Here is a 24,018-nt window from a genome sequence, read left to right as displayed (position 1 = left end):
TTACTATAGAAAGCTATGATATATATTATCTATAAAGTTAATATAGTTAATATAGTTAATCACCTTAAACAGTTTCACTGGAATCTACAATGAACAAAGATATTATAAAAAATGCAATCAACTCAGTGCCTGGAAATGAATTTTACAAGGAAATGTTGACTTTCTTACTACGCCCAGCAATTTACGATGGAATGCATGAATACGCTCCCCTGAAAAACTCCTTAGGCAATCTGGTTAAATCGATAATTGCTGCGGGAGTGATAGTAACATTTATTAAATATCTTATGCGGGGCTATTCAATAGTCGCCGACATTGAACTCATTATTAACCCATTTGTTTTATATCTATCATTGTTTGTTCGTGCGATAATCACAGCCGTCTTCTTTGGGTTAGGAATCTGTTTCATCACTTGGTTAACAGACAGAAAAAGAACTTTCCTTTACACTCTTCAGGTGATACAAGCTTGGTCGCTGATGAATCTTATGATTATTGCATTATTCTGGATTGCCTTACACCGAATCTTCGTAACTGGAACAAGCTTAATTGCCACGAGTAATAATGACTTAATTGCTGGCCTTATATTATCGACAATGGTTTTTATATTAATATTTAAAACTGTTCTTAGCCCCGTCTATTTCCATCTTAAGCGAGTCCTTCACGTCCGTTATCCGCTTATGGCTCTTATTTCAGGCCTGTTATTTGTTGCGCTTTCAAATTTATATTTTTTTACTGGGCTTTCCAGTATGATGATAAACGTTAACGGGGTTTGTAATCTAACTTACCAGCAGCATGAAAAAGATCTGAGAGCCAAGGGCATATCGAAAGAGAATTACCTCGCACATTGTCTAAGATAATAAATGTTATAACAAACCAAAATAACTAATGATACAGACTAAGATTGTTCAGTCAGAGGTAATATCGGCAAGAAAAACGCCTGATGGCGCTACGCTTATCAGGCCTACAAAACCAACCCCCCGCACTCCTCGTAGCCCCGGTAAGCGCAGCGCCACCGGGGAAAATGCCCGCTCCCTTGCCCCTTCGCCTTTTCTCCCTCTATCCTTAACCCTATGGAAAAACTCGCTGAACTCAAACGCGCCAAGCTGCTGGCGCTGTCGCTGCTGCTGATTGCCGCCGCGACCTTTATCGCTACCCTCTTTCTGCCACAAACCTTCTGGGTGCGCGGCGTAAAAGCCATTGCCGAAGCGGCGATGGTTGGCGCGCTGGCGGACTGGTTTGCCGTGGTGGCCCTGTTTCGTCGGGTGCCGATCCCCTTTATTTCGAAGCATACGGCGATTATCCCGCGCAATAAGGACCGGATTGGCGACAATCTTGGCCAGTTCGTGCAGGAGAAGTTTCTTGATACCCAGTCGCTGGTGGCGCTCATCCGTAAACATGAACCGGCGCTGCTTATCGGCAACTGGTTCAGCAAGCCGGACAACGCCGAGCGCGTCGGGCAGCACATCATGCAGGTGATGAGCGGTTTTCTGGAACTGACCGACGACGGGCGCATTCAGCGGATGCTGAAGCGGGCGGTGCATAAAGCGCTGGATAAGGTCGATTTCAGTGAAACCAGCGCCGCCATGCTGGAGAGCATGACAAAAAACGGGCGTCATCAGGTGCTGCTGGACGCGGTGATTAATCGCCTGATTACCCTGCTGCAGCGCGACAGCACGCGTGATTTTATCGCCGCGCAAATCGTCCACTGGCTGAAGACCGAACATCCGCGCAAATCGATGGTGCTGCCCACCGAGTGGCTGGGGGATCAGAGCGCCGAGGTGGTTTCAAACGCGGTGAACGCCATCCTGGATGACGTCAGCCACGATCGTACCCATCAGATCCGTCAGGCCTTCGACCGCGCGGTGCATAAGCTGGTTGATAACCTGAAAAACGACCCGGAAACCGCGGCCAAAGCCGAGAACATCAAAACGTATCTGAAGAACGACGAGGCGTTTAACCGCTATCTGGGCGAAATGTGGGCCGACCTGCGCCAGTGGCTGAAGGCCGATATGCAGCGAGACGACTCCCGCGTGAAGCAGCGCCTTGCCAACGCCGGGCTGTGGTTTGGTGAAACCCTGGTCGCAGACAACAACCTGCGCGCCTCGCTGAACGAACATCTGGAGCAGGCCGCGCACCGCGTGGCGCCCGATTTTGCCCGCTTCCTCACCCGTCATATCAGCGACACGGTAAAAGGTTGGGATGCCAAAGATATGTCCCGCCAGATTGAGCTGAACATCGGCAAGGACTTACAGTTTATCCGCGTCAACGGCACGCTGGTGGGCGGCACGATTGGGCTGATCCTGTTTTTACTTTCGCAACTGCCGGAACTCCTGCCGCTGCTGGGCCGCTAAAAAAAGGCCGGATCGCCGGCCTTCTGCGCATTACGCCAGCCAGCCGCCCTGATCGATCTCCAGCAGCAGCAGGATAGTTAACGCCTGGGCGTAAGGCACCGGGGCCATCGCGATATCGCAGTAGTACTGAATATCCCAGCCCAGCATGGTGCCGCGGGAGGCTTCCAGTACAATCCCCTCCTCGTCAATGCGCGCCATCACCGCCTCGAACGCCCGCAGGGCATGTCTGCTCACCGACGCATCCAGAATGCCCATCCGCACGCCGCGCAGCATCCCCCAGGCGATACCCGCCGTGGCGGAGGACTCCTGCGGCGAAAGCGGATCGTCCAGCACCGTGTGCCACATGCCGTTCTCCGCCTGCAGATCGCACAGCGTGCGCACCTGACGCGCCACCACCTGCGCCAGATAGCGACGTACGCTGGCGTCCAGATGCTCGCCCATCAGCGCGATAAACTCCGGAATGGCGACAGTGATCCACGCGTTGCCGCGCGCCCAGAACGCCCCGGCAAAATGGTGCTTATCGACAAAGGTCCAGCCGTGATACCACAGCCCGCTCACCGGATCGCTGAGATAGCGGGTGTGAAGCAGGAACTGGTAGCTCGCCTCGTCGATCAGATCCCGGCGTTTGAGCACGATCCCCGCCACGCCAAGGAACAAACAGGTCATAAACAGTGTGTCATCCCACAGCTGGCCGGTGTTCGCCTGCTCTTTCACTACGTGCTGGAATCCGCCCTCTTCGGTTTTTGGCAGATCGCGCAGCAGGGCGTCGGCCCAGTCGTTGACCGTCTTAAGCAGATCCTGGCGCTGATGATGCCCGGCCACCAGCGCCAGGGCGATCATCGGCGCGGTGGTGTTGATCTGCATCTCCGGCAGCCCTTTCGCAATCTGCGTTTCGTACCACGCCAGAATCGACTGCTGCAGCGCCGCATCCTGCTGGTGTTCCGCAAAGCGCCAGAAGCCATACAGCCCGACGCCAATCTCCCACTCCCACTCTTCGAAGTTGATGGAGAACCCGTCTCCAGACCCTACTTCATCAAGATTTTTCAGTCGGCAGAAACCGCGCACCACGCGATCCAGTATTTTCCTCTGCTGCGCGCTGTTCATGCTGTCGCCCCTTTTATGAATGTTTCTGCATGGGCCAGTAATGCCCCGGTATCGGCGGCACGTGCGAGCGCCAGACGTTGCTGTTGATGCCCCAGGCGGCCAGAAGCGATAAACAGCGCATCCGGGAACAATTTCCCCGCCAGATACTGCGCCGTCTGGAAGGCGAGCACGTTCTCCTCGCCCCAGAACGCCATCACGTCGCAGCCCCGTTCATCGTGCCAGTAGCGATAGCCCAGCAGCGTGGATTTTACCCGTCGCCACAGCACCGCCGGGAAGTGCTCTCCCCGATGGCGATGCCAGAGAACGAGCAGCGACAGGAGTAAAAACACCGAGCCCGCCTCCCGGGCGCTAACGCGCTTCAGGGTGCTGTACAGCAGCGCGTCGAGTTCCGGGCCATATTCCCGCTGCGCCATCAGCGACAACAGGCGTTGACCGCTATCGTCGTGGGCCGTCGTGCTGTGCGCAGGCGGCGTGTACTGCCGCGTGGCGATGATCGGCGGGCACGCGTCTGGCAGCCCATAGTCAAGCGGGATCGCGTCGAGGTAGACCATTTGCAGGGCAAATGTCGTATCGCGTTCAAACAGTTCATCCAGATGGATCAGCAGGCGGTTCTTACCGGCGCTCAACGGTAGCGCGACCTCGGTGTGCTGCATGCGATTGCGGGTGAAGGGCGTAAAGCAGGCCAGCGGCTCGTCGTCACGCCAGATCCGCACGCCGCCGCAGGTCGTCAGACGAAAGGTAAAAGTGCCGCTATGGGGCGCAAAAAGATCCACCCGCAGCCAGCGCTGCAGATGGTACGCCAGCGGATAAAAGCCCGAAAAAGAGAGAATGTTGTTGTCGCCGCTAAAAACCCCTTCCCGGCACGGCAGAGCCTGGGCGGGATCCACCCGCCGCCGGGCGTGGGTCTTCAGGAACACCCGACGGCAAAACGACGGCGCATCCGGCCCCACCTCAATGGTGGGCTCTGTCGTTTCACCGGTATAGAACTCGGCAAAGCGCTCTGCTTTTGCCGCTGACCCCAGAAAACGCGTGAGTGCGTCGCCCTGTGCTAACTGCCAGTCACCTTGTGACATATCTTCCTCATCAACCCGTCCATTACGCCGCTATCATCAGCAGATTGGCCTTGCGGGGCGAGCAGCCCAGGAGGGGGATTGGCGGGATATGCCTGATAACTCACAAACCGGACGACAGGCAGCGATGCAGCGTGATGCCGATCACACCACGCAACCGGCAAGGAAGAAGAATGATGAGGACGATCACGTCAGGTTTTTAGCCCTCTCCACCTGACGTGATGTTGATCACACTAAGACTTCAGCGCTTTCAGCTCTTCGCTCAGGCTGTCCGCCAGCGCGCGCACGCGGGAGGCATCGAACAGCACGTGCATGCCGGGAGAAGCATCGGCGTGCTTTAAGCAGAAGTCGTCCAGTTCGGCGGCGCTGCGATAGAGCTCCTGGATGTTAATCTGGCAGATTTCGCGCATGCTCCAACTGTTCTCCACCTCGCGGGCAAAGCGCAGGGTAAAGAACGCCTTCTGGGCATGGACAAACAGATGGCAGTAGAGGGCAAAGCCCTGCCACTCCTCCAGCCAGCGGCGTTTCAGCGCATACGGAAACGCGGCGGTGTCGGTAAAGCGCAGGGCCGCTTCCTGTAACGTCTGCGAGGCGTCCCGGGCCTCGTCTTTTTCGCGGGCAATGCGCGCCAGCGACGCGGCAGAGGCTTCAACGTCGCTGGCGCTGAAGAAAATATCGCGCTCCGAACCCGGCAGCCAGTGGTTGCGGTTGAGCTGCCCGTAGAGGCTCCACACTGCCTGGCCATAGCTTTCCGGCACCTGACTGTGGCGATGAAAAACGTGATCGCGCACGTAGATGGCGCCATAGAGCACCTGCCCGGCCTGCTCAAGCAGCGCGTGGAAGGCAGCAAAAGTGTCGGCATCCGGCTGCCAGCCATAGCGCTCATCCAGCCAGCTATGCAGCAGTTGCGCCACGCTAAGGTGGCTGCCATCGCTGGCTAACATCCGGCTACAGGCCACCAGATTGCACTCGCTCAGGGTGCCCATCACCCAGTGGTTATCCACCCCTTCCCAACTGGCTTTGCACACCACGCCGCGGATCGCCGGATTCGAGCGGCACCACAGCAGACGCCCCTGCAGTTCGTCGATGCGCAGCCAGGGAAAGACGCCCCAGCCCACCTCTTCGCCCACCAGATCGATATCCGCCCACACTTCGCGCTCCTCCACCGCCAGCAGGGCCGGGTTATTGGGAAACGACGGCCAGAAACGTTCCGGAGTGAGTTTAATGGAGACGCTGACGCTCTCGGGCAGCGGGCGGATCGCCTCCAGCACGTTGTGCAGATCGTGATTGCCCGCCGGAAATACCCGCAGCACCAGATGTTTATTTTCGGCCTGCATGGTGCGGGACATGGCATTAAAGCAGCGGCTGTAGATGGCCAGGCTCCGGGCGTCGCGCTGGACCTGATTGACCTCGCCCTCTGCCTGTAATTCCCAGTTAGGGCGCGACACGGGCAGCAGGCCGTCGGTGCTGGAGATCGCGACCAGCAGGCCGCTAATGGCAGGAATCCGCTGGCAGATCAGGGCGATTTTACGGGTCAGGAACCCGCACCAGAAATCAACGTCGAGGCGCACGCCGTGGCCCGGCTCAAACAGATGCGGGTGTGCCAGCAGCAGTTCGGTAGGGAAGCTGAACTCTTTGGCCTGCAGGTAAAAACGCAGCCCCTTTTGCTGGCAGAGTTGGCCCAGCCGGTTGAGGTAGACGCAGCGGGCACGCTGCTGGCTGGAGAGGCGGTCGTTGTCGAGATGCGGCGTGTAGCCTTTCGGGGAGACCAGTTTGTCGAACAGATCCACCTGCCCGACAACCACGGTGTTAAAGTCATGCGCGACGGCCCAGTCCACCAGTTCGCAAGCCTTTTCCCAGTTCCAGTAAGCCTGATTATTCAGCTCCAGCGCCCGCGTCTGCCACATAGATCCCTTCCCTTTGTCATCCGATTAGCCAACCGGCATTACTACCACAGAAGGATGAATTAATGTGCAGACTACCGCACATTATCATTTATCCCCGGCGGGAGGCGTGATGATATAGCGCGTCGGCGCAAAGCAGTTAAGAAACAGATGCATAAGGAACACGATCGTCAGGGTCGCCACCAGCGCCACCGTCACCGAGACGATGCGGTAGAGATCGCTGAACACCAGGTCGCCGTCCGGGTGCATGTTCTGGCCGAACATAATGCCGATGGTGGTGATGCTGGCAAAACCGACCCCTGCCCCCACCTTCTCCATCACGTGCAGGCGGGCGCCAAACGCCAGCCCGAGCCCAATCAGCGGCATCATCAGCAGCATGTGGCTGCTGTGATCGTAGAGCACCATCTGCACCAGCAGAATATAGAGGCAGCCGAGCACCACCCCCACCACGCGCCACAGCGAACTCATTACCGCGCCGCGATAGTGCATCGGGAAGAGGATCAGGATGCCCGCCATCAGCGCCGACAGCGAATCGCTGAGATCGCTTATCTGGAACACCACAAAAATCAGCGTCGCCACGGTCCCGGAGAGCAGCGATTCGTGGCGCACGCGGGCGGCATCTTTCTCCAGCCGCGGCGGTGGCGTGCGCGGTTCGACATCCGGCAGCAGATAGTGCATCAGCGCGCTCAGGCAAACCGCCATCACGCTGGCTTCGAGGTTGGAAAAGAGCAGCGTGTGCCAGTTGGTGGTGGGATAGCTCATAAAGTTGAGCATGGTGCTCTGGCACACCACCCCCATCGAGCCAAAGAGGAACAGCGGCCCCTGGCTCATAAAGCGAAAACGCATCACGTAGAGGCCAAACACCACCAGGGTCATGATCACCGGCCATTGCGCCAGATAACCGATGATAAACACCATTTCAATGCAGTTCAGCGCCGAACTGAACACAAACTGTTTTGCCACGTGGCGGTTAAACACCGGCACCAACGACAGCAGCATGATCGGGTAGATCACGAAAAAGACGCCGTAGCTGGTGTTGTAGAAGCTCGACACGCTCAGGGCGATCATCCCGGCAAAGACGATGCGCAGCGTCTGGCGAAAGTCGTTAGCGGTGTAGACGATATTGCCGTGCGGGGTAAAGACCCGCGCCAGGGTATTAATAGACATGATCAGTACACATAGTGCAGCAGGCTGACGAGGTGGATCTGCATGCCGGAGAAGAAGCGGGCAAACGGACCTTCGCTGTTATAGAGCTGCACGGTGGCGCGCGCCCCGGTCGGCAGGTGCTTTGGCAGCGGCTCGTCCAACGCTACGTGAATGCGCATGCGCTGCGCGTCACGCACCCAGCGGTTGGAGGTTTCCGGCTCAGAGAGCTGGCCGTTGACAGCCTCCTGCCCGGCCAGAATACCGGCGTCACTGCTGGTGACGTGGGCGCGGAAAACGTGACCCGGGAAGGCGTCAAACACCACGGCGGCATCGGTCCCCTGACGGGTATGGCGCAGGCTCTTTTCCCGGAAATCGGCGACGATATCGCTCTGGTTATTCACCAGCGCCAGCGCCGCCGAGCCGGAGGTGGCATAAAAACCGGGGCTCAGCTGCACATTACTGACGGTACCGTCCGCCTCGGCGTAGATTTTCGTCCAGCGGAGATTGAGTTCCGCCTCGTCCAGCGCGTTGCGGTATTTTTGCAGGGTCACGTTACGCTTTTCGTCCCGCTCGCCGCGCTCAATGCGCAGCTGATGGATGGTGGCTTCCAGATTCGCCACCGCCTGCTCGCTGCCCTGCCAGGTGGTGCGGACTTTATCCAGATCCGCCTGGGAGACGTTCTGCAACGTGCTGAGTTTCTGATAGCGATCGAAGGTAACTTTATCGTTACGGGCGGTGAGCTGGGCGGTTTTCAGGCTCGCCTGGGTCGCCACAATTTGCGCGTCCAGCTGCTGATTGGCGAGACGCGCCTGCTCCAGCGCGATCTGCGCCGCTTCCACTTTATTACGGAATGGCGTCGGATCGAGTTCAAACAGCAGATCGCCCCGCTTCACCTGGCTGTTATTATGCACGTGCACCGCCGCTACATAGCCGGAAACGCGCGCGGAAACGGGCGTCACCACGCGCATCACCGTGGAGTCCGGCGTCAGCGGGATCCAGATATCAGCGATAATGAAATAGACAAACATCAGCAGGAAAGAGGCAATACTTACCCTTACCCAGCGGGCAAACTTTTGTTCAGGGGTCATGATTATTCGGTCTTGTTATCTTCTTCGCGGATAGTCCGCAAGTTGCAGGCGATTTGATTGAGTATGGCGCTGAAAATCTCCAGATGTTCCGGGGCGATATTCTGCGATACCCGCTCCTGGAACGTCTCGATAATCTGGGTCAGGGTTTTCAGCACCGCGTTACCCTTGGGTGTGAGCGTCAGCAGCCGGATACGCTTGTCATAAGGCGATGTAGTACGCAGCAGGTAGCCCTGCTTTTCCAGCTGTGAAAGGGTGCGCATCAGCGGCGGCAGTTCAATGCCCTGCACCTCCGCCAGTTCGCTCACCGAGACGTTATCCCCCAACTGCTTTAGCTGCATCATCACCGTCCAGCTCGACTGGGTTAACCCGGTGTCGAGAATGGCTTCGTCAATCACTGCGCGCCACTGACGCACAATCATTGCCATCCGCATGCCCATCGGCCTGCGGCAGAACAGATCTTCTTCACGCATGGGGGATCCTCGTTTCACACGCTGAGAAGATAATAGTTATCAGGGTAAGTATCAAGAAACGAGGATTTTAAGAGCAGGAATTGCGAAACGGTCAGGCTAGTTGATCACCTTATGCAACGTGTTCTGGAAGGGCTTGTGCTCCTGGGAAAATAAGAGAAACTCGGATGCTAAAAGGTATTGTTCCACGGCATTCCATGCCACGACTTCGGTATAAAGCTCCGCGATCAGCGTCACCAGTTCGTGGTGTTTATTCATCCAGACTTCATGTTTAAATAACGTGGCTTTATTTTTATCGCTCAATAATGAGACCAGAGATTTTATCTCTTTCAGGGTGTTACGTAGCGTAACCGGCAGATCGTGGCTGCTGAGACGGGAAATATAATTCTCGGAAAGGGCGGCCAGACTATCCGGCGTACACTCCCCGCTCGCGAGAGAAATAACGCTTTGAAATAACACGCTTTCAGCATAACTTTTTAATGTTGACATAATTTATACACGTCCTTGTTAATATATTCCATTATGCGAGCAACTTAATATCCAAGCTGCAATTATGAGTATCAACTTTTCATAAAGCGTGAGGTTTGGCAATCGTAATAATATTAATTATTGATATAAGACAATTCTAATAAACAATATAATGAATAGATATGAATTTAGCTAAATTCATTCATGGCACAAATAATATCTATTCGTAAGGGCGCCGAAGTATACGCCGTGAAAGCATACACGTTGATTGAAAATCCCGCCTTTCCGATTTATAGTCAATGTACGGAAAAATTCCGTACATTAAAGATCACTTCTGGAGTAAAAATGTCAGCACTGAAAAAACAGCGCATCGACCTCAGGTTAACGGAAGAAGACAAGGATCTGATCGAAGAGGCTGCGGCGATGACTAACCAGACAATTACCCAGTTTATGGTTAACAGTGCCTCTGAACGTGCTGCAGAAGTCATTGAGCAGCATCGTCGTCTCATCCTCAATGAAAATTCGTGGAACCGGGTGATGGATGCGCTCGACAACCCGCCAGAGCCGAACGACCAGCTGAAACGCGCAGCGAAACGCTTACAAAACATGGAGTAAGGCGTGACTAAACTGACGATAAGGATGTTTTCGCATGAGGCACGCTATGATTTAACAGACTTCAACTGCGGGGATAGCACCCTGAACCGCTTTCTGTTCGATCACCTTGCACGCCAACACAGCGGGCGCCTGCTACGCGCCTATCTTCTTGTCACCGATGCCCCTGAGCCAAAAGTGCTGGGTTACTATACGTTGTCCGGCAGTTGCTTTGAGAAAGAGACACTGCCCTCAAAAACGCAGCAGCGCAAAGTACCGTACGTCAATGTGCCCAGCGTCACGTTAGGACGTCTCGCTATACATCAGGATTTTCAGGGCCAGGGCTGGGGGATGACGCTGGTGACCCATGCCATGAAAGTGGTCTACCTGGCCTCACAGGCCGTTGGCATTCACGGTATGTTTGTGGATGCACTCAACGATAAAGCGAAAGCGTTTTATCTCAAGCTCGGCTTTATCTCGCTAACCGGCAGCAATGCCAACTCTCTTTTTTATCCTACAAAATCAATCGAGAAGCTGTTTGTTGAGTAAGTTATGAATCGCCGGGTGGCGCGTAGCGATCCCGGCGTACGGGATACACACCTCAACGGCGGAAATACCGGTTAATGGCCCGCTGGCCTGACGCCGTCACCGTCACTTCACGAAACCCTTCCACCCGCTGGATCCAGCCTTTGGCTTCCAGATGAACCAGCAGCGCTGCACCTGCCTCACCGCCCAGATGGAAGCGGCGCTCGCTCCAGTCCAGGCAGGCGCTACAGGCTTTTCGCCGGGTGTTAGCCTTAAGCGCGATACCCAGGGCCAGAAACGCCTCGCGGCCTTTCCCGGTGAGGGCAGAACCGTCCGCCATCAGCCAGCCCTCGGCCTGCATAAATTCATAGATTTGCACGGCGACCGTGCCCGCCAGATGGTCGTAGCAGGTGCGGGCATAACGCATCGACGCAGGCGCGGTGGTTTCCGGCGGCGTGATGCGGCTCCACGACAGCCCCATCATCTGCTCCACCAGCTCAGCGACGTCGTGCCCCGCCAGACGATAGTAGCGATGCCGCCCCTGAGAAAGGCAGGTAATCAGCCTGCCGTCCACCAGCCGGGCGAGATGGCCGCTGGCGGTTGAAGGGGCCACATCCGCCGCCGCGCTAAGCTCCGTGGCGGTCCACGCCCGCCCGTCCATCAGGGCACAAAGCATTTTGATGCGCGACGGGTCGGCCATCGCCGCTGCGACAGCCGCAACGGCCAGCTCCAGTGCGGCGCTGTTATCAGGAGGTAAACTCGTCTTTAGCATTGGCAGCCCATGGCGCGGTGATCTCTGCGGCCAGCTTATCATTATCCGTCAGCAGAATAAGGTGATTCGCGTGATCGCTGTACTGCGTCAGGATAGTCACCCCCTGCGACGCCAGCGCCGCGGCAATCTCGCCCAACTCGCCGGGGCGCGCCTGTTTCAGTTTACGGATCAGCGGTTTTCGCACCGCTTTCACATTAAAACCAGCGGCAAGGAGCACGCGCTGGGCCTTTTCGCCCTCCTCCACCAGGAAATGCGCCTCTACGCCAAACACGCCGCCGCCCTCCAGCCCTACGCCGTTGCGCCCCAGCAGTTGACCAAAACGCGCCAGCTCGCCGTGTGTGTCGTTGAATATCACATGGATGTCATACATCGGTGTGCCCTCTGGTTTCTGAGTTGTACTCCCGCACCACCTGCGCTATGCGAATACGGTAGTGGGTAAAAATGGACGCCCGCCCTTCGGCCTGCGCGGCCTGGTGAAACACGTTTTGCTTCCAGTGGCGAATCGCCTCTTCATCCCGCCACCAGGAGAGGGAGAGAATTTTGCCCTCGGTAGTCAGGCTCTGGAAACGTTCGATATCGATAAAACCGTCGATATCCGCCAGCAGCGGCTTCAGCTCCGCGGCCAGCTGCAAATAACGCGCCTGATGCGCGGGCGCGGCTTTGGCTTCAAACAGGACTGCGATCATGATGTCTCTCCGTTGTGAGGTTAAGGAGAGCATGAAGGAAAGAGAAACGTGATGCTTCGGTGATGAGCGAAATGACGCTGTTGTGCGCCGGGGCTGCCGGGTGGCGCTGCGCTTACCCGGCCTACGGAATGGCGGTTGTGGCATCGATGCGCTGGAACCGCCGGGTGGCGCTGCGCTTACCCGGCCTACCCAGGCACGAACCGTAGGCCCGGCAAGCTTGCGCCGCCGGGCGTTTTTTAGCCAAGGATCGTCTTCGGCTCCATAAACGCGCTGATGCCCCATGCCCCCATCTCACGCCCCACGCCGGAGTGCTTAAATCCGCCGAACGGCGCTTTGGGCTCGTGTGTGAGGGTATTGACCAGCACGCGACCCGCGTGGATCTGCTGCGCCACGCACCGGGCACGCCCGCTATCGCCACCGAGCACCAGCGCGCTCAGGCCATAGTCGGTGTCGTTGGCAATGGCGATGGCCTCCGCCTCATCGCGGTAGGTAATCACGCACAGCACCGGACCAAAAATCTCATCCCGGGCGATAGCCATCTGGTTATGCACATCGGTGAACAGCGTTGGCCGGACAAACCAGCCGTCCCGGGTACCCTCCGGCCGCCCTACCCCGCCCGCCAGCATACGCGCCCCCTCTGCCAGCCCTTTCTGAATATACCCCTGCACCCGCTGCCACTGTCTCTCGCTCACCATCGGGCCGACCACGGTCTTCGCATCGCGCGGATCGCCCGACTTCACCGCCGCGATGGCCTGGGCCAGCGCCTGCTCGAATTCCGCTTTCCGCGACTGCGGCACCAGGATGCGCGTACCGGCCACGCACGCCTGGCCGCTGTTCATCAGCCCGGCCTGGATCGCCAGCGGAACCGCCTGTTTGATATCTGCATCGTCGAGAATAAGCGTCGGCGATTTACCGCCTAACTCGAGGGTAACGCGGGTAAAGTTCTCCGCCGCGTTGCGCAGAATCGCTTTGCCGGTGCGGGTCGACCCGGTAAAGGAGATTTTTGCCACATGCGGGTGACGGCTAATCGTCTCCCCCACCGTATCGCCGCGTCCGGTGACGATGTTAAACACCCCCGGCGGCAGATCTGCGGCATGCAGCGCCTCGGTCACAATCTGCGTTTGCAGGGCGCTCATCTCGCTGGGCTTGATCACCGCGGTGCAGCCTGCGGCCAGCGCCGCCGCCAGTTTGCCGCAGATAAAGCCCGCATCGCTGTTCCACGGGGTGATAAGCCCGGCGACGCCAAGCGGGGTCATCTCTACTCTGGCCGCACCCGCGACGGTCGTAAATTCAAACGCCTCCAGCGCCGCAATGGCCTGGGCAATCACCTCTGCCGGATAGCTCGCCATCCAGGCCGAGCGCGACGCGGGGGCGCCGTACTCCTCAACTACCGCCTCCAGCAGATCGTCGTGGCGGGCGGCCACCGCCGCGTGCATCCGTTGCAGGGCGGCAATGCGCGTTTGCTTTGTGGTTTTCGACCACGCCGGAAACGCGGCTCTGGCCGCGGCAATGGCACGTTCGCCATCCACCGCGTCGGCCAGACGCACCTGACCGATGACGCGCGCCGTCGCCGGGTTATACAAATCGAAGCGCTCCGTGCCGTGTGGGGTGACAAACTCACCGTTGATATAAACCTGTTCGATGTGATGCATAGCGACCTCCTCAGACTGGATAAAGCGAGTCTGACACGCCTTCTCCGTTACGATAATCCACGCTATGCTGCAAAGGTTGTTTCGATTTTCAGGATAATCTATGCACCGTTCAGGACTGACAGAGCTGGAAGTGGTCATGGCCGTAGTGCGTCGCGGCAGCTTTCGCGCCGCCGCCCAGGAGCTGGGGATGTCGGCCACCGCCGCGAGTAATGCCATTGCCGGGCTCGAAAGCCGCCTGCAAACGCGCCTGTTCAATCGCACCACCCGCAGTGTGGCCCTCACCGAGGCGGGGCAACGCTTTGTCGCGCGCGTGGGGCCGGCTTTGCAGGAGATCCGCCAGGCCAGCCTGGAGATCCACAGCGATGCCGACGAGCCTGCCGGCATCCTGCGCCTGAACGTGCCGAACAACGTCGGCGCTCTGTTCCTGGACGCGCTGCTGATCGACTACATGATCCGCTACCCGAAAATGCGCGTCGAAGCGGTAAGCGAAGCGCGGATGATCGATATCGTGGCGGAAGGGTACGACGCCGGGATCCGCCTCGCGGAATCGGTCCCGCAGGATATGATCGCCGTGCCGCTGACCCCCGATATCCGCCAGCTCATCACCGCCACGCCAGACTATTTTGCCCGTCACGGCATTCCGCGTACGCCGGACGATCTGCTGCAACATCAGGGGATCGGCATGCGGATGGCGCACGGCGGGATCTACCGCTGGGAGCTGGAGCGGCGCGGAGAGCAGATTGCTCTGGCGGTGGTGCCCCGTTTTGCCACCTCGGATCTGTTTGCTTCGATCCGGGCGGTAAAAGCCGGGCTGGGGGTGGGATTTTTACCGGAACTCTATATTCAACAGGAGCTGCAAAGCGGGGAACTGGTGAGCGTGCTGGAGGAGTGGACGCAGCCCTTTGCCGGACTGCGTCTCTATTACCCTGGCCATCGTCACGTCCCGCCTGGGTTGCAGGCGCTGGTGGCGATGATCCGCGAGCGGGGCCTTACTCGAGGTTAGCCTTGTTGAGGCCGTAGGCACCGTCGAGGGAGCCCGGTTCCATACGGGAGGTGATGCCTAAGCGGTTCCAGGCGTTGATCGCCACAATGGCAAAGTTCAGCTCTGAAATCTCCTTTTCTGAGTAGTGTTCCGCCACGCTGCGGTAGAGGACGTCGCTGATCCCGTGCGGGCCGATCTGCGTCAGCGCTTCGGCGAAGGCCAGCGCCGCTTTTTCCCGGGCGCTGAACAGCGGGGATTCACGCCATGCGGCCAGATGATAGAGGCGCAGCTCGCGCTCGCCAGCAATTTTCGCCTCTTTCGCGTGCATATCCAGACAGAAGGTACAGCCGTTGAGCTGGGAGACACGAATGTCGATCAGGTGCTTCAGCGCCGGGTCGAGGGAGGTCTGGCTCACCGTCATGCTCAGGTCGGAGAGCGCTTTAGCGAGGGCAGGTGTGGCTTTATGGTGGTTAACGCGAGTGCTCATGGTCTTTCCTCTTTTGTGCGGTACAGGTCATGCGATGGGGCAAATTTACGCCGTTCATGACATAGTAAAAAGATACAAAAATCGCGAAACGAGGTACGACATGAAACCGGGTTATCACCAGATCTATATCCGCTACCGGGACAACATCACCCGCGGCGTACTGAAGCCCGGCGACAAGGTGCCCGCCATTCGCGTGCTGGCGGAGGAGCTGAAGGTCGCGCGCAAAACGGTAGAAACCGCCTACGCCATTCTCATCGGCGAGGGGTATCTGGTGAGCCAGGGGGCGCGCGGTACCCGGGTGAACCCGGACTTAAACCTCCCCGCCGCGCCACCGCCGCCCGACGATCCCGTCACCGGCACGTTACCGGAGTCCCTGGTCAGCCAGCGCGAACGGGCCGGCTTTTTACGCCCCGGCATCCCGGCGCTGGACAGCTTCCCCTACAAAAAATGGCTGCTGCTGGCGGGCCAGGCGGTGCGCGCCATGCGCCAGGAAGAGATGCTCAACCCGCCGGTGATGGGCTGGGCTCCCCTGCGCCAGGCGATTGCCCGCTACCTGAACATCTCTCGCGGGCTGACCTGCACGCCGGATCAGGTGCTGATCACCAGCGGCTACAGCGGCAGTCTGCGCCTGATCCTCGATACCCTCGCCAGCCGAAACGACAAGGTGGTGTTTGAAGATCCGGGCTATTTTATGGGCCAGCAGCTGCTGCGGCGCATCGTGCCCCGGCTCTATACGGTGCCGGTAGATCGTGCGGGGATGGACACAGACTACCTGCTGCACCACCACGCCGACGCCCGGTTTGCCATCGTCACCCCGTCGCACCAGAGCCCGCTGGCGGTCACCCTCTCGCTGCCGCGCCGTCAGCAACTGCTCGACTGGGCCACCCGCAACGAGGCGTGGATCATTGAGGATGACTATGACGGCGAGTTTCACTACACCCGCAAGGTGCTGCCGTCGCTGAAAAGCCTCGATCGCCAGGATCGGGTGATCTACATGGGCACCTTCAGCAAAACCGTGATGCCGTCCCTACGTCTCGGCTATGTGGTGATGCCCGCCAGCACGGTAACGGCTTTTAACGACTGCGCCGATCTGCTCGCCAGCGGCCAGCCGGTGCTGACGCAAAAGATCCTCACCGCCTTTATCAACGACGGCCACTTCTTCCGCCATCTGAAAAAGATGCGCGCGCTCTATCAACAGCGACGCGACTGGATGATTGCCGCCCTGCACGCGGTCTATGGGGATCGCTTCTTCACCGAACAGAACGACGGCGGAATGCATATCGTGGCGTTTTTAACCAAAGGCAGCTGTGACCAGGAGATCGCCCACTGCTGGCAACAGCATCAGCTACAGGTGAACGCCCTGTCGGCGTGGTACAGCGGGTCGGGTAAACGCTACGGGCTGGTGATGGGGTATAACAACGTGCGTTCGTATCAGGAGGCGGTGGCGCTACTGGAAAAACCGAAACAGCAGACGCTGGCACTGTTGCGCTGACAAGCGCCGGGTGGCGGCTACGCCTTACCCGGCCTACGGTTCGTGCCCTTGTAGGCCCGGTAAGCGCAGCGCCACCGGGCGATAACTGCGCAAGCTACAAATCATACCGTGACAACCCGATGTCCTTTAAATCCTCATCACTTAACTCGCTCAAAATCCGGCGCGTGCGGTTGAAGCGATACCAGCGGACAAGGGCTTTTCCCATCCAGATAAAGATCGCAAAGGGGCGTTTGGCTCGATTTTCGTGGAATTCCATGATGCTCTCCTCGGGATGTCTGAGGGGTTATCATCACGGATCCCACACCTTCCAATACAGATTCAAAAATTACTTTTTTTTAACATACAGATCGTCTAAAACAGGAACTGCATGGCAGTTTTTACCGCCATCTGTACCGGTTTGCTTTTCTGTATGGTGAGAATAAGGGATACAGCATGACGCGCTACCAACATCTGGCCAATCTTCTGGCGGAACGCATTGAACAAGGGCTCTATCGCAGCGGGGAGCGTTTACCCTCGGTGCGTGCTCTGAGCCAGGAGCACGGCGTCAGCATCAGCACCATACAGCAGGCCTATCAGATCCTCGAAAACTTACAGCTGATCGCCCCCCAGCCGCGCTCGGGCTATTTTGTCGCGCCGCGAAAGGCGCAGCCGCCGGTGCCGGCGATGTCGCGCCCGGTGCAGCGTCCGGTGGAGGTAACCCAGTGGGATGAGGTGCTGACCCTGATGGAGGGGCGCAATAAAACCGACATCACGGCATTTGGCGGCGGCCAGCCCGACCTGACCCAGCCAAGCCTCAAGCCCCTGTGGAAAGAGCTGAGCCGGGTGGTGCAGCATAGCGTTAAAGAGGTGCTCAGCTATGACGAACTCGCCGGGCGACGCGAACTGCGCGAGCAGATCGCCCGTCTGATGCTGGACGCCGGATCGGTGGTCACCGCCGAGGATCTGATCGTCACCAGCGGCTGCCACAGCGCCCTCTCTCTGGCGCTGCTGACCATCTGTAAGCCCGGCGACATCGTGGCGCTGGAATCCCCCTCTTTCTACGGCACCATGCAGATGCTGCGCGGTCTGGGGATCAAGGCGATCGAGATCCCCACCGATCCGGTAACGGGGATCAGCGTCGAAGCCCTGGAGCTGGCGTTGGAGCAGTGGCCGATCAAAGGGGTGATTGTGGTGCCCAACTGCAATAACCCGCTGGGGTTTATCATGCCTGAGACCCGCAAACGTCAGCTGCTGGCGCTGGCCCAGCGGCACGATATCGTCATTTTTGAAGATGATATTTATGGCAAATTGGCGTTCGAGTATCCCCGCCCCTCCACCATTCACTCGCTGGACATCGATGGCCGGGTGCTGCTGTGCAACTCCTTTACCAAAACCGTCGCCCCCGGGCTGCGGGTGGGGTGGATTGCCCCGGGTCGCTATCACGACCGGATTATGCACATGAAGTATGCCGCCAGCGGCACCAACGTGCCCGCCAGCCAGCTGGCACTGGCTACCTTTATCCGGGAAGGGTATTACCACCGCCACGTGCGGCGGATGCGCCAGATCTACCAGCAGAATATCGAGACCTACACCTGCTGGGTCAGGCAGTTCTTCCCCTGTGGCATCTGTGTGACCCGCCCGATGGGCGGCTACATGCTGTGGGTGGAGCTGCCGGAACATGTGGATATGGTCTGCGTGTCGCGGGAGCTGACGCGGTTTAACATCCAGATCGCCGCCGGATCGCTCTTCTCGGCTTCCGGCAAGTACCGGAACTGTTTGCGGATCAACTGCGCCCTGCCGCCAAACGAGAAGCACCGTGCGGCGGTAGAGCAGATGGGGGAAGCGGTGAATATTGCGATGGCGGAGTAGCGCGGTGCGCTCTGTTCGCCGGGTGGCGGCTACGCCTGACCCGGCCTACGGTTCGACTCTTTTGTAGGCCCGGTAAGCGCAGCGCCACCGGGCATTTTCACATCAGAACGTCCACGACACGCTGCCGACGATGCTGCGCTCGGCACCAAAGTAGCAGTAGGAGAGCGAGTTACAGGCCGCCACGTAGCTTTCGTCTGTCAGGTTGTTGACGTTCAACTGGGCGCTTACCCCGGTCAATCCCACCTTCGACAGGTCATAGCCCACCGCCAGATCCACCAGTGTGTACGACGGCAGCGTATGGGTATTCATGCGATCGCTGGTCACGCCGTTGACGTAACGCACACCGGAGCCCACCGTCAGGCCATCCAGCGGCCCGGTTTTGACGTCATAGCTGAGCCAGCCGCTGGCCATATTACGCGGGGCATAGACCGCACGCTTGCCCTCTTCCTCCGGGCTGCTCTTCTTGTAGCGAATGTCGGTATAGGTGTAGGCCGCCTGCAGGCGCAGGCTGTCGGTCAACTGCCCTACCGCTTCCAGCTCCACCCCTTCCGATTCAATTTCGCCGATGGAGCGGTATGGATCGGTCGGCTCCTCTTTGGTGGCGATGTTTTTCTGGTTGATGCGGAACACCGAGGCGCTGAACTGGCTGTTCATCCCCTCCGGCTCAAACTTCACCCCCGCTTCCCACTGCTTGCCTTTCATCGGGTCCAGCAGATCGCCGTTCTCATCGGCAAAGCTGGTCGAGGTAAAAGCGGTGGAGTAGCTGATATATGGCGCGATGCCGTTATCGAACAGGTAGAGCAGCGCCGCGCGGCTGCTGAAGTTATTCTTGTCCAGATCGCTGCGGGTATCGTTGAGCTTGTCGACATTGGAGACGCTCACCTGGTCATAGCGCCCGCCCAGGGTCAGGCGCCAGCGGTCCAGCGAGAGCTGATCCTGCAGGTAGTAGCCGGTCTGGCGCAGCTTGTGCTTCTCCTTGCTGTACATCGTGATGCTGTCCGGCCCGGCACCGTAGACCGGGTGGAAGGCGTTGATCGGCGGGAAGCTGCCGTAGTAGCCGGTGGTGTGGTTGCTGCGATCCTGGTAATCGAGGCCAATCAGCACCCGGTGGTTCACCGCCCAGGTATCGAAGCTGCCGTCGATCTGGTTGTCCAGGGTGATGGCGTTCATCTTCTCGTCCGAGCCGGAGTAACCGCGGTTGAGTTCGGTGTCGTTCAGCCACCCCGCGGCATAAACCTGGTTCAGCTCCACTTTGGTGTGCAGATAGCGCAGCTTCTGGCGCACCGACCAGCCGCTGTCGAACATGTGCTCGATGTTATAGCCGACCATATCCTCGCGGCGGTCGTACTTGTCATAATCGTCTTCGCCTTCGAAGAAGGTGTTAGAGATCATCTTTCCGTTGTGCGGCACCACGGTTCCGTCATAGGGCAGGCCGGAGTGGCTCCCGCCCTCGGGATCGCGGTGCAGGTAGGCCATCAGATCCAGGCGGGTGTTATCGGTGATGCGCCAGGTCAGGCTCGGCATCAGGGCGTAACGCTCCTCTTTGAGTGGATCGAACTGGGAATCAGCATAGCGGGTCATACCGCTCAGACGGGCCGCCACGCGGTCGTTATCGTCCAGCGCGCCGGTGACGTCAAACATCGCCCCGCGCTGATCGTTGTTCCCGGCGAACAGCTTGATCTCGCCGCCCGGATCGAACGACGGTTTGCGCGAGGTGAGCGCCACGATCCCGCCCGGCGACGAGCGGCCATACAGCACCGAGGCCGGTCCGCGCACCACTTCGATATTTTCCAGGAACCAGGGGTCAACCACCAGCGAGCTGTGGGAGTTGGTGTCGCCCATCATCTTCAGGCCGTCGAGGTAGACGTTATCCAGGCTGCCGTCGGAGAAGCCGCGCAGCACAATGTAGTCAAAGCGGTTCGAGGCGCCGATCTGGTTGCTGTAGACGCCCGGGGTGTAGCTCACCGCCTGGCGGACGCTGGTAGCGCCCTGCTCCTCAAACTGCTCACGGGTAACAATCGACACCGCCTGCGGGGTCTCGATATCCGGCGTCGCAAGCTTGGTGGCGCCGCTCTGCATCTGCGAGGTGACAACAACCGTTTCGGTTTTTGGCGTCTCCTGCGCCATCAGGGGGAGCGCGACGCTCCCGGTAACCCATCCCACCAGCAGTGCCAGCCGCGATTTAGCGAACATGAAAATCTCCAGAGCCATTTCTAATTATTAATGAGAATTATTACCTTTTTCATTTAGAAAATAGCTATGCGCGCTGCCAGAGTACGTATGCGCAATGCCAAACCGCACGAATGGCGTTGGCGATGGAGGAAAAAAGGGATTAGCAGCCGTTACGGACCGCGCCTGGGCAGATGCCGTAGCGACGGCGAAAGGCGGTGGCAAAGTTGGTGGCGTGCTGGTAGCCCGACATCCAGGCCGCCTGCTGTACGCTGTGGCCTTCCAGCAGATAGCGGCGCGCCAGCGCGAGGCGGCAGTCGCGCAGGTAGTCGAATACCGTGCAGCCATAGGCCTGACGGAACTTACTGCGCAGGCTGCTTGGGCTCATCGCTGCCTGAGCGGCCAGCTGGGCGAGGGTGTACTCCTGCTCCGGGGCCTGTTCCAGCAGATGGCGGATCTGCTCCAGCCGGGCCTGTTCACCGCTTAATGCGCCAGCAAGCGCCGTGCCCTGCTGCTCCCGCAGGTGCAGGCCGTGGCCGAGCAGCTGGTACATCACCCCTTCCAGCAGCAGCTGGCGCGACAGGCTGCTGCGCTCGCGCTGGCGGGCATGCTGGATCCCGGCCAGCACAAAATCTGGCACCTGCCAGACAAAGGTGGGGGCATTCAGTCTCTCCCACTGTGCCAGAAGAGAGGCGAGCAGGTTCTCCCGGCGGGCATCGTCGGGGTAAACACCAAAAGAGAGGGTTTTCAGGGCGATATCCGCATCATGACGGGCCGACATCGCCTGCTGCTCGCTGAGCCTGGCACTGAAAGCCATGCCCGGGCGCACTACATAAACGTTGCCGCTGAGGGTCAGGGTCACGCACCCTTCCAGCACCACCAGCACATAGAGCGGGCTGCTGTGGCGGGAGGTGGTTTCATAGGGTTGCAGAACGCGGACATCGGAGTGGGTTAATGAGATGCCGGACGGCAGAATCATCTCTTCGACATCGCCGTGCAGAACCGGGCTGCTGCTGGCGCATGTATCAGTGAGCAGCGGAAAACGGTAGTCAATGCCGTAGCGCTCGCCAAAGACCTTAAAGTCAGCAACGGAAAAGGTTTTTTTCGCTGTGGGGGCCGGGTGAGGGAGCATTGTGTCGGACATACCTGCGCCTGGAAAAGCATATTAAAAATAAAACAGTATCACTCCTTTAACGCGGCGGCAATGCAGGCAAATTTAATAAATATTAAGCTCCGACAAGATGCCGGAGCTCAAATATATCCGCCTGGTGCTGACGATTATTACGCTTCTTGCCAGCCAGCAAACACTTCTTTATGGTCTTTGGTCAGAACCACATTATTCCCGTCGATTTTATCGACCCACTCCAGCGGAATATAATGGTGTTTACCGCCGGACTCGGAGTCATTTTTTGCCAGCTTAATGCGGTTGCCGTCAAGATGGTCAACGGTGCCAACGTGGGTACCGCAGCTTGCCATTACCTGAGCATGGTCCTTGATTTCACTCTGGTTTACCATAATTAATTCTCCTCATTTGGTTTCTACGGGTGTGACACGAAACTAACTGTAGTCCATAAATAACGTTTCTACCGCCTCATTAGCATTTCGAAACATTATTTCCCGCCGCGTTTAAGGTTCGCACGAAATATATAAGAATCAACTGAGAAATATTCCAGGCACGTGATTATGTCGCATAATTATCTTCACGCACTCAACACGGAGGCATATATGGTAGAAACGCATCGTACCGAAATATCCCTGGCTCTTGGTGAAGCGGTTTTAGATATCGTCGAAAAAGGCCAAGAGGTGTCGAGAGAGAATCTGGCACGGGCCATGAAAAGTAAAGCGGAGCGAGAACCTGATGACGAGCGCCTTCTTGATTACTGGAAAGCCTGTCATATCCTCGCCGCTTAAAGGCGGCGGCGTGGGGCCTGTGCCCCGCGCCGCCTTTGTGATCACTCGTCGAAGTACCAGTAACCCTGGTTAATCAGTCCGGTCAGCTCTATCACAAATGCCGGATTTTGCAGGGCATCCCCCAGCTCTGCACGGCTAAGCTCGGTGTAGCGGCACAGCGCATCCGCTGCGTTTGCATCCGACACCTCCAGCCGCTCGCTGTTGATAAAGAAGCTGCCCCCGACATTCAGCACCCGCAACCCGCTCAGGCGAGTCAGCGTTTCGCCGCCCGTCAGCGCGTCCAGCACCTCTTCCGGGGTGTACTCCGGTTCCGCCGGGGCAATATCCAGCTCGTGGCGCGGCGTGGAGATGAAGCTGCCAAACCACTGTGTAAAATCGTCTGGCTTGCTGATCATGTCGATCATCATCTTGCGCAGACGCTCAAGCTCGTAGGCCTCAACCCGGCCCGGATGCTCCCGGCAGGTGAGATCCGGATCGCTGTAGTGCTCCCCGCCCAGATCGTTTTCCAGCGCGTAATCGGCAAAGCTGCTGATCAGATCCCGGCCATTTGGCCCGCGGAAGCCTACGGAGTAGTTGAGCGCCGTCTCGTGGGTGAAGCCATCGTGCGGGAATCCAGGCGGAATATAGAGAATATCGCCCGGGGCCAGATCTTCGTCGATGATCGGCTCAAAAGGATCGACATGGAGCAGTGCCGGATGCGGGCAGAACTGACGCATCGGCAGCTTGTCACCCACGCGCCAGCGACGGCTGCCCATCCCCTGGATGATAAAGACATCGTACTGATCGATATGCGGACCCACGCCGCCGCCCGGCACCGAGAAGGAGATCATCAGATCGTCCAGACGCCAGTCCGGCAGGACGCGGAACGGACGCACCAGCTCGGCGGCAGGGGCGTGCCAGTGGTTAACCGCCTGCGCCAGCAGCGACCAGCCGGTTTCGCCTAAGCCATCGAAGTGCTCGAACGGACCGTTGCTGGCATGCCATTTGCCCTCTTTATGGCTCACCAGGCGACTGTCCACCTCCGGCTCCATCGCCAGCCCTGCCAGCTCATCGGGGCTGATAGGATCGACAAAATTTGGCAGTGCGTTTTTGAGGACAACGGGTTTCTTTTGCCAGTATTTTTCTAAAAATTCCGGCCAGTTCAGGTTGAGTTGATACGCCATGGTTAGCACCAGTTAAAAAGACAAACGGGTGTGATTATAGGAAGAGGTGGGGCCGCGCTGCCTTGTCGTGGGTCAAGGGGGAATGAAAACCTGCCGCATTCAGCCATTCGCATGCACAGGGTGACAGTTTCACGCTTTATCGTGA

Annotated in this window: 26 protein-coding genes; 9 read left to right on the top strand and 17 right to left on the bottom strand. The window is 58.3% G+C overall.

The features are described 5' to 3' along the window. The first annotated feature begins 89 nt into the window (after nucleotides 1-89). Both C3406_RS15685 and C3406_RS15680 read left to right on the top strand, forming a co-directional pair. Nucleotides 90-854: a hypothetical protein gene (locus C3406_RS15685; RefSeq protein ID WP_103823112.1), complete on the top strand. Its 765-nt coding sequence runs from the start codon at nucleotides 90-92 to the stop codon at nucleotides 852-854. Nucleotides 855-1,067: 213 nt separating this feature from the next. Next, on the top strand, nucleotides 1,068-2,348 hold the full coding sequence (locus C3406_RS15680) for a DUF445 domain-containing protein (protein ID WP_103823111.1): 1,281 nt from the start codon (nucleotides 1,068-1,070) through the stop codon (nucleotides 2,346-2,348). A gap of 30 nt (nucleotides 2,349-2,378) precedes the next feature. Here C3406_RS15680 and bglB read toward each other — a convergent pair whose 3' ends face one another. Next, complete coding sequence (bglB, locus tag C3406_RS15675) at nucleotides 2,379-3,452, bottom strand: beta-galactosidase BglB (protein WP_103823110.1); 1,074 nt, start codon at nucleotides 3,450-3,452, stop codon at nucleotides 2,379-2,381. Next, the gene (locus C3406_RS15670; RefSeq protein ID WP_103823109.1) at nucleotides 3,449-4,525 is read right to left on the bottom strand and encodes a PA14 domain-containing protein; all 1,077 of its coding nucleotides are present in this window, start codon (nucleotides 4,523-4,525) and stop codon (nucleotides 3,449-3,451) included. Before C3406_RS15670 ends, bglB begins: the two co-directional genes overlap by 4 nt. An 88-nt stretch (nucleotides 4,526-4,613) precedes the next feature. On the opposite strand from C3406_RS15670, the gene C3406_RS26735 reads away from it, so the two are divergent. After that, complete coding sequence (locus C3406_RS26735) at nucleotides 4,614-4,739, top strand: hypothetical protein (protein WP_255410173.1); 126 nt, start codon at nucleotides 4,614-4,616, stop codon at nucleotides 4,737-4,739. Nucleotides 4,740-4,755: 16 nt separating this feature from the next. Here C3406_RS26735 and C3406_RS15665 read toward each other — a convergent pair whose 3' ends face one another. The 5 genes from C3406_RS15665 to C3406_RS15645 form a co-directional block, all read right to left on the bottom strand. Continuing rightward, nucleotides 4,756-6,429: a hypothetical protein gene (locus C3406_RS15665; RefSeq protein ID WP_103823108.1), complete on the bottom strand. Its 1,674-nt coding sequence runs from the start codon at nucleotides 6,427-6,429 to the stop codon at nucleotides 4,756-4,758. Between the two features lie 84 nt (nucleotides 6,430-6,513). Then, nucleotides 6,514-7,593: a DUF2955 domain-containing protein gene (locus C3406_RS15660; protein WP_103823107.1), complete on the bottom strand. Its 1,080-nt coding sequence runs from the start codon at nucleotides 7,591-7,593 to the stop codon at nucleotides 6,514-6,516. Between the two features lie 2 nt (nucleotides 7,594-7,595). Beyond that, nucleotides 7,596-8,663, bottom strand: coding sequence for an HlyD family secretion protein (locus C3406_RS15655; RefSeq protein WP_103823106.1), 1,068 nt, complete (start codon nucleotides 8,661-8,663; stop codon nucleotides 7,596-7,598). Continuing rightward, on the bottom strand, nucleotides 8,663-9,130 hold the full coding sequence (locus tag C3406_RS15650; RefSeq protein ID WP_103823105.1) for a MarR family winged helix-turn-helix transcriptional regulator: 468 nt from the start codon (nucleotides 9,128-9,130) through the stop codon (nucleotides 8,663-8,665). Before C3406_RS15650 ends, C3406_RS15655 begins: the two co-directional genes overlap by 1 nt. Before the next feature lie 96 nt (nucleotides 9,131-9,226). Further along, a complete protein-coding gene (locus C3406_RS15645) occupies nucleotides 9,227-9,616 on the bottom strand; it encodes a hypothetical protein (RefSeq protein WP_103823104.1) in 390 nt (129 codons plus the stop codon). A 324-nt stretch (nucleotides 9,617-9,940) separates the two neighbouring features. Here C3406_RS15645 and C3406_RS15640 point away from each other — a divergent pair, with 324 nt between their 5' ends. Together C3406_RS15640 and C3406_RS15635 are read left to right on the top strand one after the other, a co-directional pair. Further along, nucleotides 9,941-10,210 (top strand): type II toxin-antitoxin system TacA family antitoxin, encoded by a 270-nt coding sequence (locus C3406_RS15640; protein ID WP_103823103.1) that lies wholly within the window; start codon nucleotides 9,941-9,943, stop codon nucleotides 10,208-10,210. 24 nt (nucleotides 10,211-10,234) lie between these two features. After that, nucleotides 10,235-10,735, top strand: a complete 501-nt coding sequence (locus C3406_RS15635; RefSeq protein WP_371414037.1) for a GNAT family N-acetyltransferase — start codon at nucleotides 10,235-10,237, stop codon at nucleotides 10,733-10,735. A 52-nt stretch (nucleotides 10,736-10,787) separates the two neighbouring features. On the opposite strand, the gene C3406_RS15630 is transcribed toward C3406_RS15635, so the two are convergent. From C3406_RS15630 to C3406_RS15615, 4 genes are all read right to left on the bottom strand, one after another. Next, nucleotides 10,788-11,483 (bottom strand): ArsR/SmtB family transcription factor, encoded by a 696-nt coding sequence (locus tag C3406_RS15630; RefSeq protein ID WP_103823101.1) that lies wholly within the window; start codon nucleotides 11,481-11,483, stop codon nucleotides 10,788-10,790. Beyond that, on the bottom strand, nucleotides 11,458-11,853 hold the full coding sequence (locus tag C3406_RS15625) for an amino acid-binding protein (protein ID WP_103823100.1): 396 nt from the start codon (nucleotides 11,851-11,853) through the stop codon (nucleotides 11,458-11,460). Before C3406_RS15625 ends, C3406_RS15630 begins: the two co-directional genes overlap by 26 nt. Continuing rightward, entirely contained in the window at nucleotides 11,846-12,169 is a 324-nt protein-coding gene (locus tag C3406_RS15620) for an antibiotic biosynthesis monooxygenase family protein (RefSeq protein ID WP_103823099.1), read from the bottom strand. The genes C3406_RS15625 and C3406_RS15620 overlap by 8 nt, the downstream gene beginning before the upstream one ends. A gap of 236 nt (nucleotides 12,170-12,405) precedes the next feature. Next, on the bottom strand, nucleotides 12,406-13,821 hold the full coding sequence (locus C3406_RS15615; RefSeq protein ID WP_103823098.1) for an aldehyde dehydrogenase family protein: 1,416 nt from the start codon (nucleotides 13,819-13,821) through the stop codon (nucleotides 12,406-12,408). A 100-nt stretch (nucleotides 13,822-13,921) separates the two neighbouring features. On the opposite strand from C3406_RS15615, the gene C3406_RS15610 reads away from it, so the two are divergent. Beyond that, nucleotides 13,922-14,824, top strand: a complete 903-nt coding sequence (locus C3406_RS15610) for a LysR family transcriptional regulator (RefSeq protein WP_103823097.1) — start codon at nucleotides 13,922-13,924, stop codon at nucleotides 14,822-14,824. Here the strand turns inward: C3406_RS15610 and C3406_RS15605 are convergent. Continuing rightward, the gene (locus tag C3406_RS15605) at nucleotides 14,811-15,290 is read right to left on the bottom strand and encodes a carboxymuconolactone decarboxylase family protein (RefSeq protein WP_103823096.1); all 480 of its coding nucleotides are present in this window, start codon (nucleotides 15,288-15,290) and stop codon (nucleotides 14,811-14,813) included. The genes C3406_RS15610 and C3406_RS15605 overlap by 14 nt on opposite strands. Nucleotides 15,291-15,390: 100 nt before the next feature. Between C3406_RS15605 and pdxR the strand changes: the two genes are divergently transcribed. Then, a complete protein-coding gene (pdxR, locus tag C3406_RS15600; RefSeq protein WP_103823095.1) occupies nucleotides 15,391-16,782 on the top strand; it encodes a MocR-like pyridoxine biosynthesis transcription factor PdxR in 1,392 nt (463 codons plus the stop codon). Between the two features lie 94 nt (nucleotides 16,783-16,876). Here pdxR and C3406_RS15595 read toward each other — a convergent pair whose 3' ends face one another. Then, on the bottom strand, nucleotides 16,877-17,038 hold the full coding sequence (locus tag C3406_RS15595) for a DUF1127 domain-containing protein (protein WP_103823094.1): 162 nt from the start codon (nucleotides 17,036-17,038) through the stop codon (nucleotides 16,877-16,879). Between the two features lie 176 nt (nucleotides 17,039-17,214). Here C3406_RS15595 and C3406_RS15590 point away from each other — a divergent pair, with 176 nt between their 5' ends. Next, the gene (locus C3406_RS15590) at nucleotides 17,215-18,630 is read left to right on the top strand and encodes an aminotransferase-like domain-containing protein (protein WP_103823093.1); all 1,416 of its coding nucleotides are present in this window, start codon (nucleotides 17,215-17,217) and stop codon (nucleotides 18,628-18,630) included. A gap of 102 nt (nucleotides 18,631-18,732) precedes the next feature. Here the strand turns inward: C3406_RS15590 and foxA are convergent, their stop codons facing one another. The 3 genes from foxA to C3406_RS15575 form a co-directional block, all read right to left on the bottom strand. Next, the gene (gene foxA, locus C3406_RS15585; protein ID WP_103823092.1) at nucleotides 18,733-20,841 is read right to left on the bottom strand and encodes a ferrioxamine B receptor FoxA; all 2,109 of its coding nucleotides are present in this window, start codon (nucleotides 20,839-20,841) and stop codon (nucleotides 18,733-18,735) included. A gap of 121 nt (nucleotides 20,842-20,962) precedes the next feature. Beyond that, the gene (locus C3406_RS15580; RefSeq protein ID WP_103823091.1) at nucleotides 20,963-21,943 is read right to left on the bottom strand and encodes a helix-turn-helix domain-containing protein; all 981 of its coding nucleotides are present in this window, start codon (nucleotides 21,941-21,943) and stop codon (nucleotides 20,963-20,965) included. Between the two features lie 137 nt (nucleotides 21,944-22,080). After that, the gene (locus tag C3406_RS15575) at nucleotides 22,081-22,314 is read right to left on the bottom strand and encodes a DUF2171 domain-containing protein (RefSeq protein ID WP_103178088.1); all 234 of its coding nucleotides are present in this window, start codon (nucleotides 22,312-22,314) and stop codon (nucleotides 22,081-22,083) included. A gap of 210 nt (nucleotides 22,315-22,524) precedes the next feature. Here C3406_RS15575 and C3406_RS15570 point away from each other — a divergent pair, with 210 nt between their 5' ends. Next, nucleotides 22,525-22,710, top strand: a complete 186-nt coding sequence (locus C3406_RS15570) for a DUF2767 domain-containing protein (RefSeq protein ID WP_103823318.1) — start codon at nucleotides 22,525-22,527, stop codon at nucleotides 22,708-22,710. A gap of 41 nt (nucleotides 22,711-22,751) precedes the next feature. Here C3406_RS15570 and C3406_RS15565 read toward each other — a convergent pair whose 3' ends face one another. Next, entirely contained in the window at nucleotides 22,752-23,873 is a 1,122-nt protein-coding gene (locus C3406_RS15565; RefSeq protein WP_103823090.1) for a ribosomal protein uL16 3-hydroxylase, read from the bottom strand. Nucleotides 23,874-24,018 lie beyond the last annotated feature (145 nt).

Source organism: Leclercia sp. LSNIH8 (genome assembly GCF_002920195.1).
Lineage (GTDB): Bacteria > Pseudomonadota > Gammaproteobacteria > Enterobacterales > Enterobacteriaceae > Enterobacter.
Note: the sequence above shows the minus strand (reverse complement) of the source record. Positions and strands in the feature narration are given on the sequence as shown.

Bases quoted from the DNA above. Each gene is read 5' to 3' on its own strand.
- C3406_RS15685 (WP_103823112.1), top strand. From the start codon at position 90: ATGAACAAAGATATTATAAAAAATGCAATCAACTCAGTGCCTGGAAAT.
- C3406_RS15680 (WP_103823111.1), top strand. From the start codon at position 1,068: ATGGAAAAACTCGCTGAACTCAAACGCGCCAAGCTGCTGGCGCTGTCG.
- bglB (WP_103823110.1), bottom strand. From the start codon at position 3,452: ATGAACAGCGCGCAGCAGAGGAAAATACTGGATCGCGTGGTGCGCGGT.
- C3406_RS15670 (WP_103823109.1), bottom strand. From the start codon at position 4,525: ATGTCACAAGGTGACTGGCAGTTAGCACAGGGCGACGCACTCACGCGT.
- C3406_RS26735 (WP_255410173.1), top strand. From the start codon at position 4,614: ATGCCTGATAACTCACAAACCGGACGACAGGCAGCGATGCAGCGTGAT.
- C3406_RS15665 (WP_103823108.1), bottom strand. From the start codon at position 6,429: ATGTGGCAGACGCGGGCGCTGGAGCTGAATAATCAGGCTTACTGGAAC.
- C3406_RS15660 (WP_103823107.1), bottom strand. From the start codon at position 7,593: ATGTCTATTAATACCCTGGCGCGGGTCTTTACCCCGCACGGCAATATC.
- C3406_RS15650 (WP_103823105.1), bottom strand. From the start codon at position 9,130: ATGCGTGAAGAAGATCTGTTCTGCCGCAGGCCGATGGGCATGCGGATG.
- C3406_RS15645 (WP_103823104.1), bottom strand. From the start codon at position 9,616: ATGTCAACATTAAAAAGTTATGCTGAAAGCGTGTTATTTCAAAGCGTT.
- C3406_RS15640 (WP_103823103.1), top strand. From the start codon at position 9,941: ATGTCAGCACTGAAAAAACAGCGCATCGACCTCAGGTTAACGGAAGAA.
- C3406_RS15635 (WP_371414037.1), top strand. From the start codon at position 10,235: ATGTTTTCGCATGAGGCACGCTATGATTTAACAGACTTCAACTGCGGG.
- C3406_RS15630 (WP_103823101.1), bottom strand. From the start codon at position 11,483: ATGCTAAAGACGAGTTTACCTCCTGATAACAGCGCCGCACTGGAGCTG.
- C3406_RS15625 (WP_103823100.1), bottom strand. From the start codon at position 11,853: ATGTATGACATCCATGTGATATTCAACGACACACACGGCGAGCTGGCG.
- C3406_RS15620 (WP_103823099.1), bottom strand. From the start codon at position 12,169: ATGATCGCAGTCCTGTTTGAAGCCAAAGCCGCGCCCGCGCATCAGGCG.
- C3406_RS15615 (WP_103823098.1), bottom strand. From the start codon at position 13,821: ATGCATCACATCGAACAGGTTTATATCAACGGTGAGTTTGTCACCCCA.
- C3406_RS15610 (WP_103823097.1), top strand. From the start codon at position 13,922: ATGCACCGTTCAGGACTGACAGAGCTGGAAGTGGTCATGGCCGTAGTG.
- C3406_RS15605 (WP_103823096.1), bottom strand. From the start codon at position 15,290: ATGAGCACTCGCGTTAACCACCATAAAGCCACACCTGCCCTCGCTAAA.
- pdxR (WP_103823095.1), top strand. From the start codon at position 15,391: ATGAAACCGGGTTATCACCAGATCTATATCCGCTACCGGGACAACATC.
- C3406_RS15595 (WP_103823094.1), bottom strand. From the start codon at position 17,038: ATGGAATTCCACGAAAATCGAGCCAAACGCCCCTTTGCGATCTTTATC.
- C3406_RS15590 (WP_103823093.1), top strand. From the start codon at position 17,215: ATGACGCGCTACCAACATCTGGCCAATCTTCTGGCGGAACGCATTGAA.
- foxA (WP_103823092.1), bottom strand. From the start codon at position 20,841: ATGGCTCTGGAGATTTTCATGTTCGCTAAATCGCGGCTGGCACTGCTG.
- C3406_RS15580 (WP_103823091.1), bottom strand. From the start codon at position 21,943: ATGTCCGACACAATGCTCCCTCACCCGGCCCCCACAGCGAAAAAAACC.
- C3406_RS15575 (WP_103178088.1), bottom strand. From the start codon at position 22,314: ATGGTAAACCAGAGTGAAATCAAGGACCATGCTCAGGTAATGGCAAGC.
- C3406_RS15570 (WP_103823318.1), top strand. From the start codon at position 22,525: ATGGTAGAAACGCATCGTACCGAAATATCCCTGGCTCTTGGTGAAGCG.
- C3406_RS15565 (WP_103823090.1), bottom strand. From the start codon at position 23,873: ATGGCGTATCAACTCAACCTGAACTGGCCGGAATTTTTAGAAAAATAC.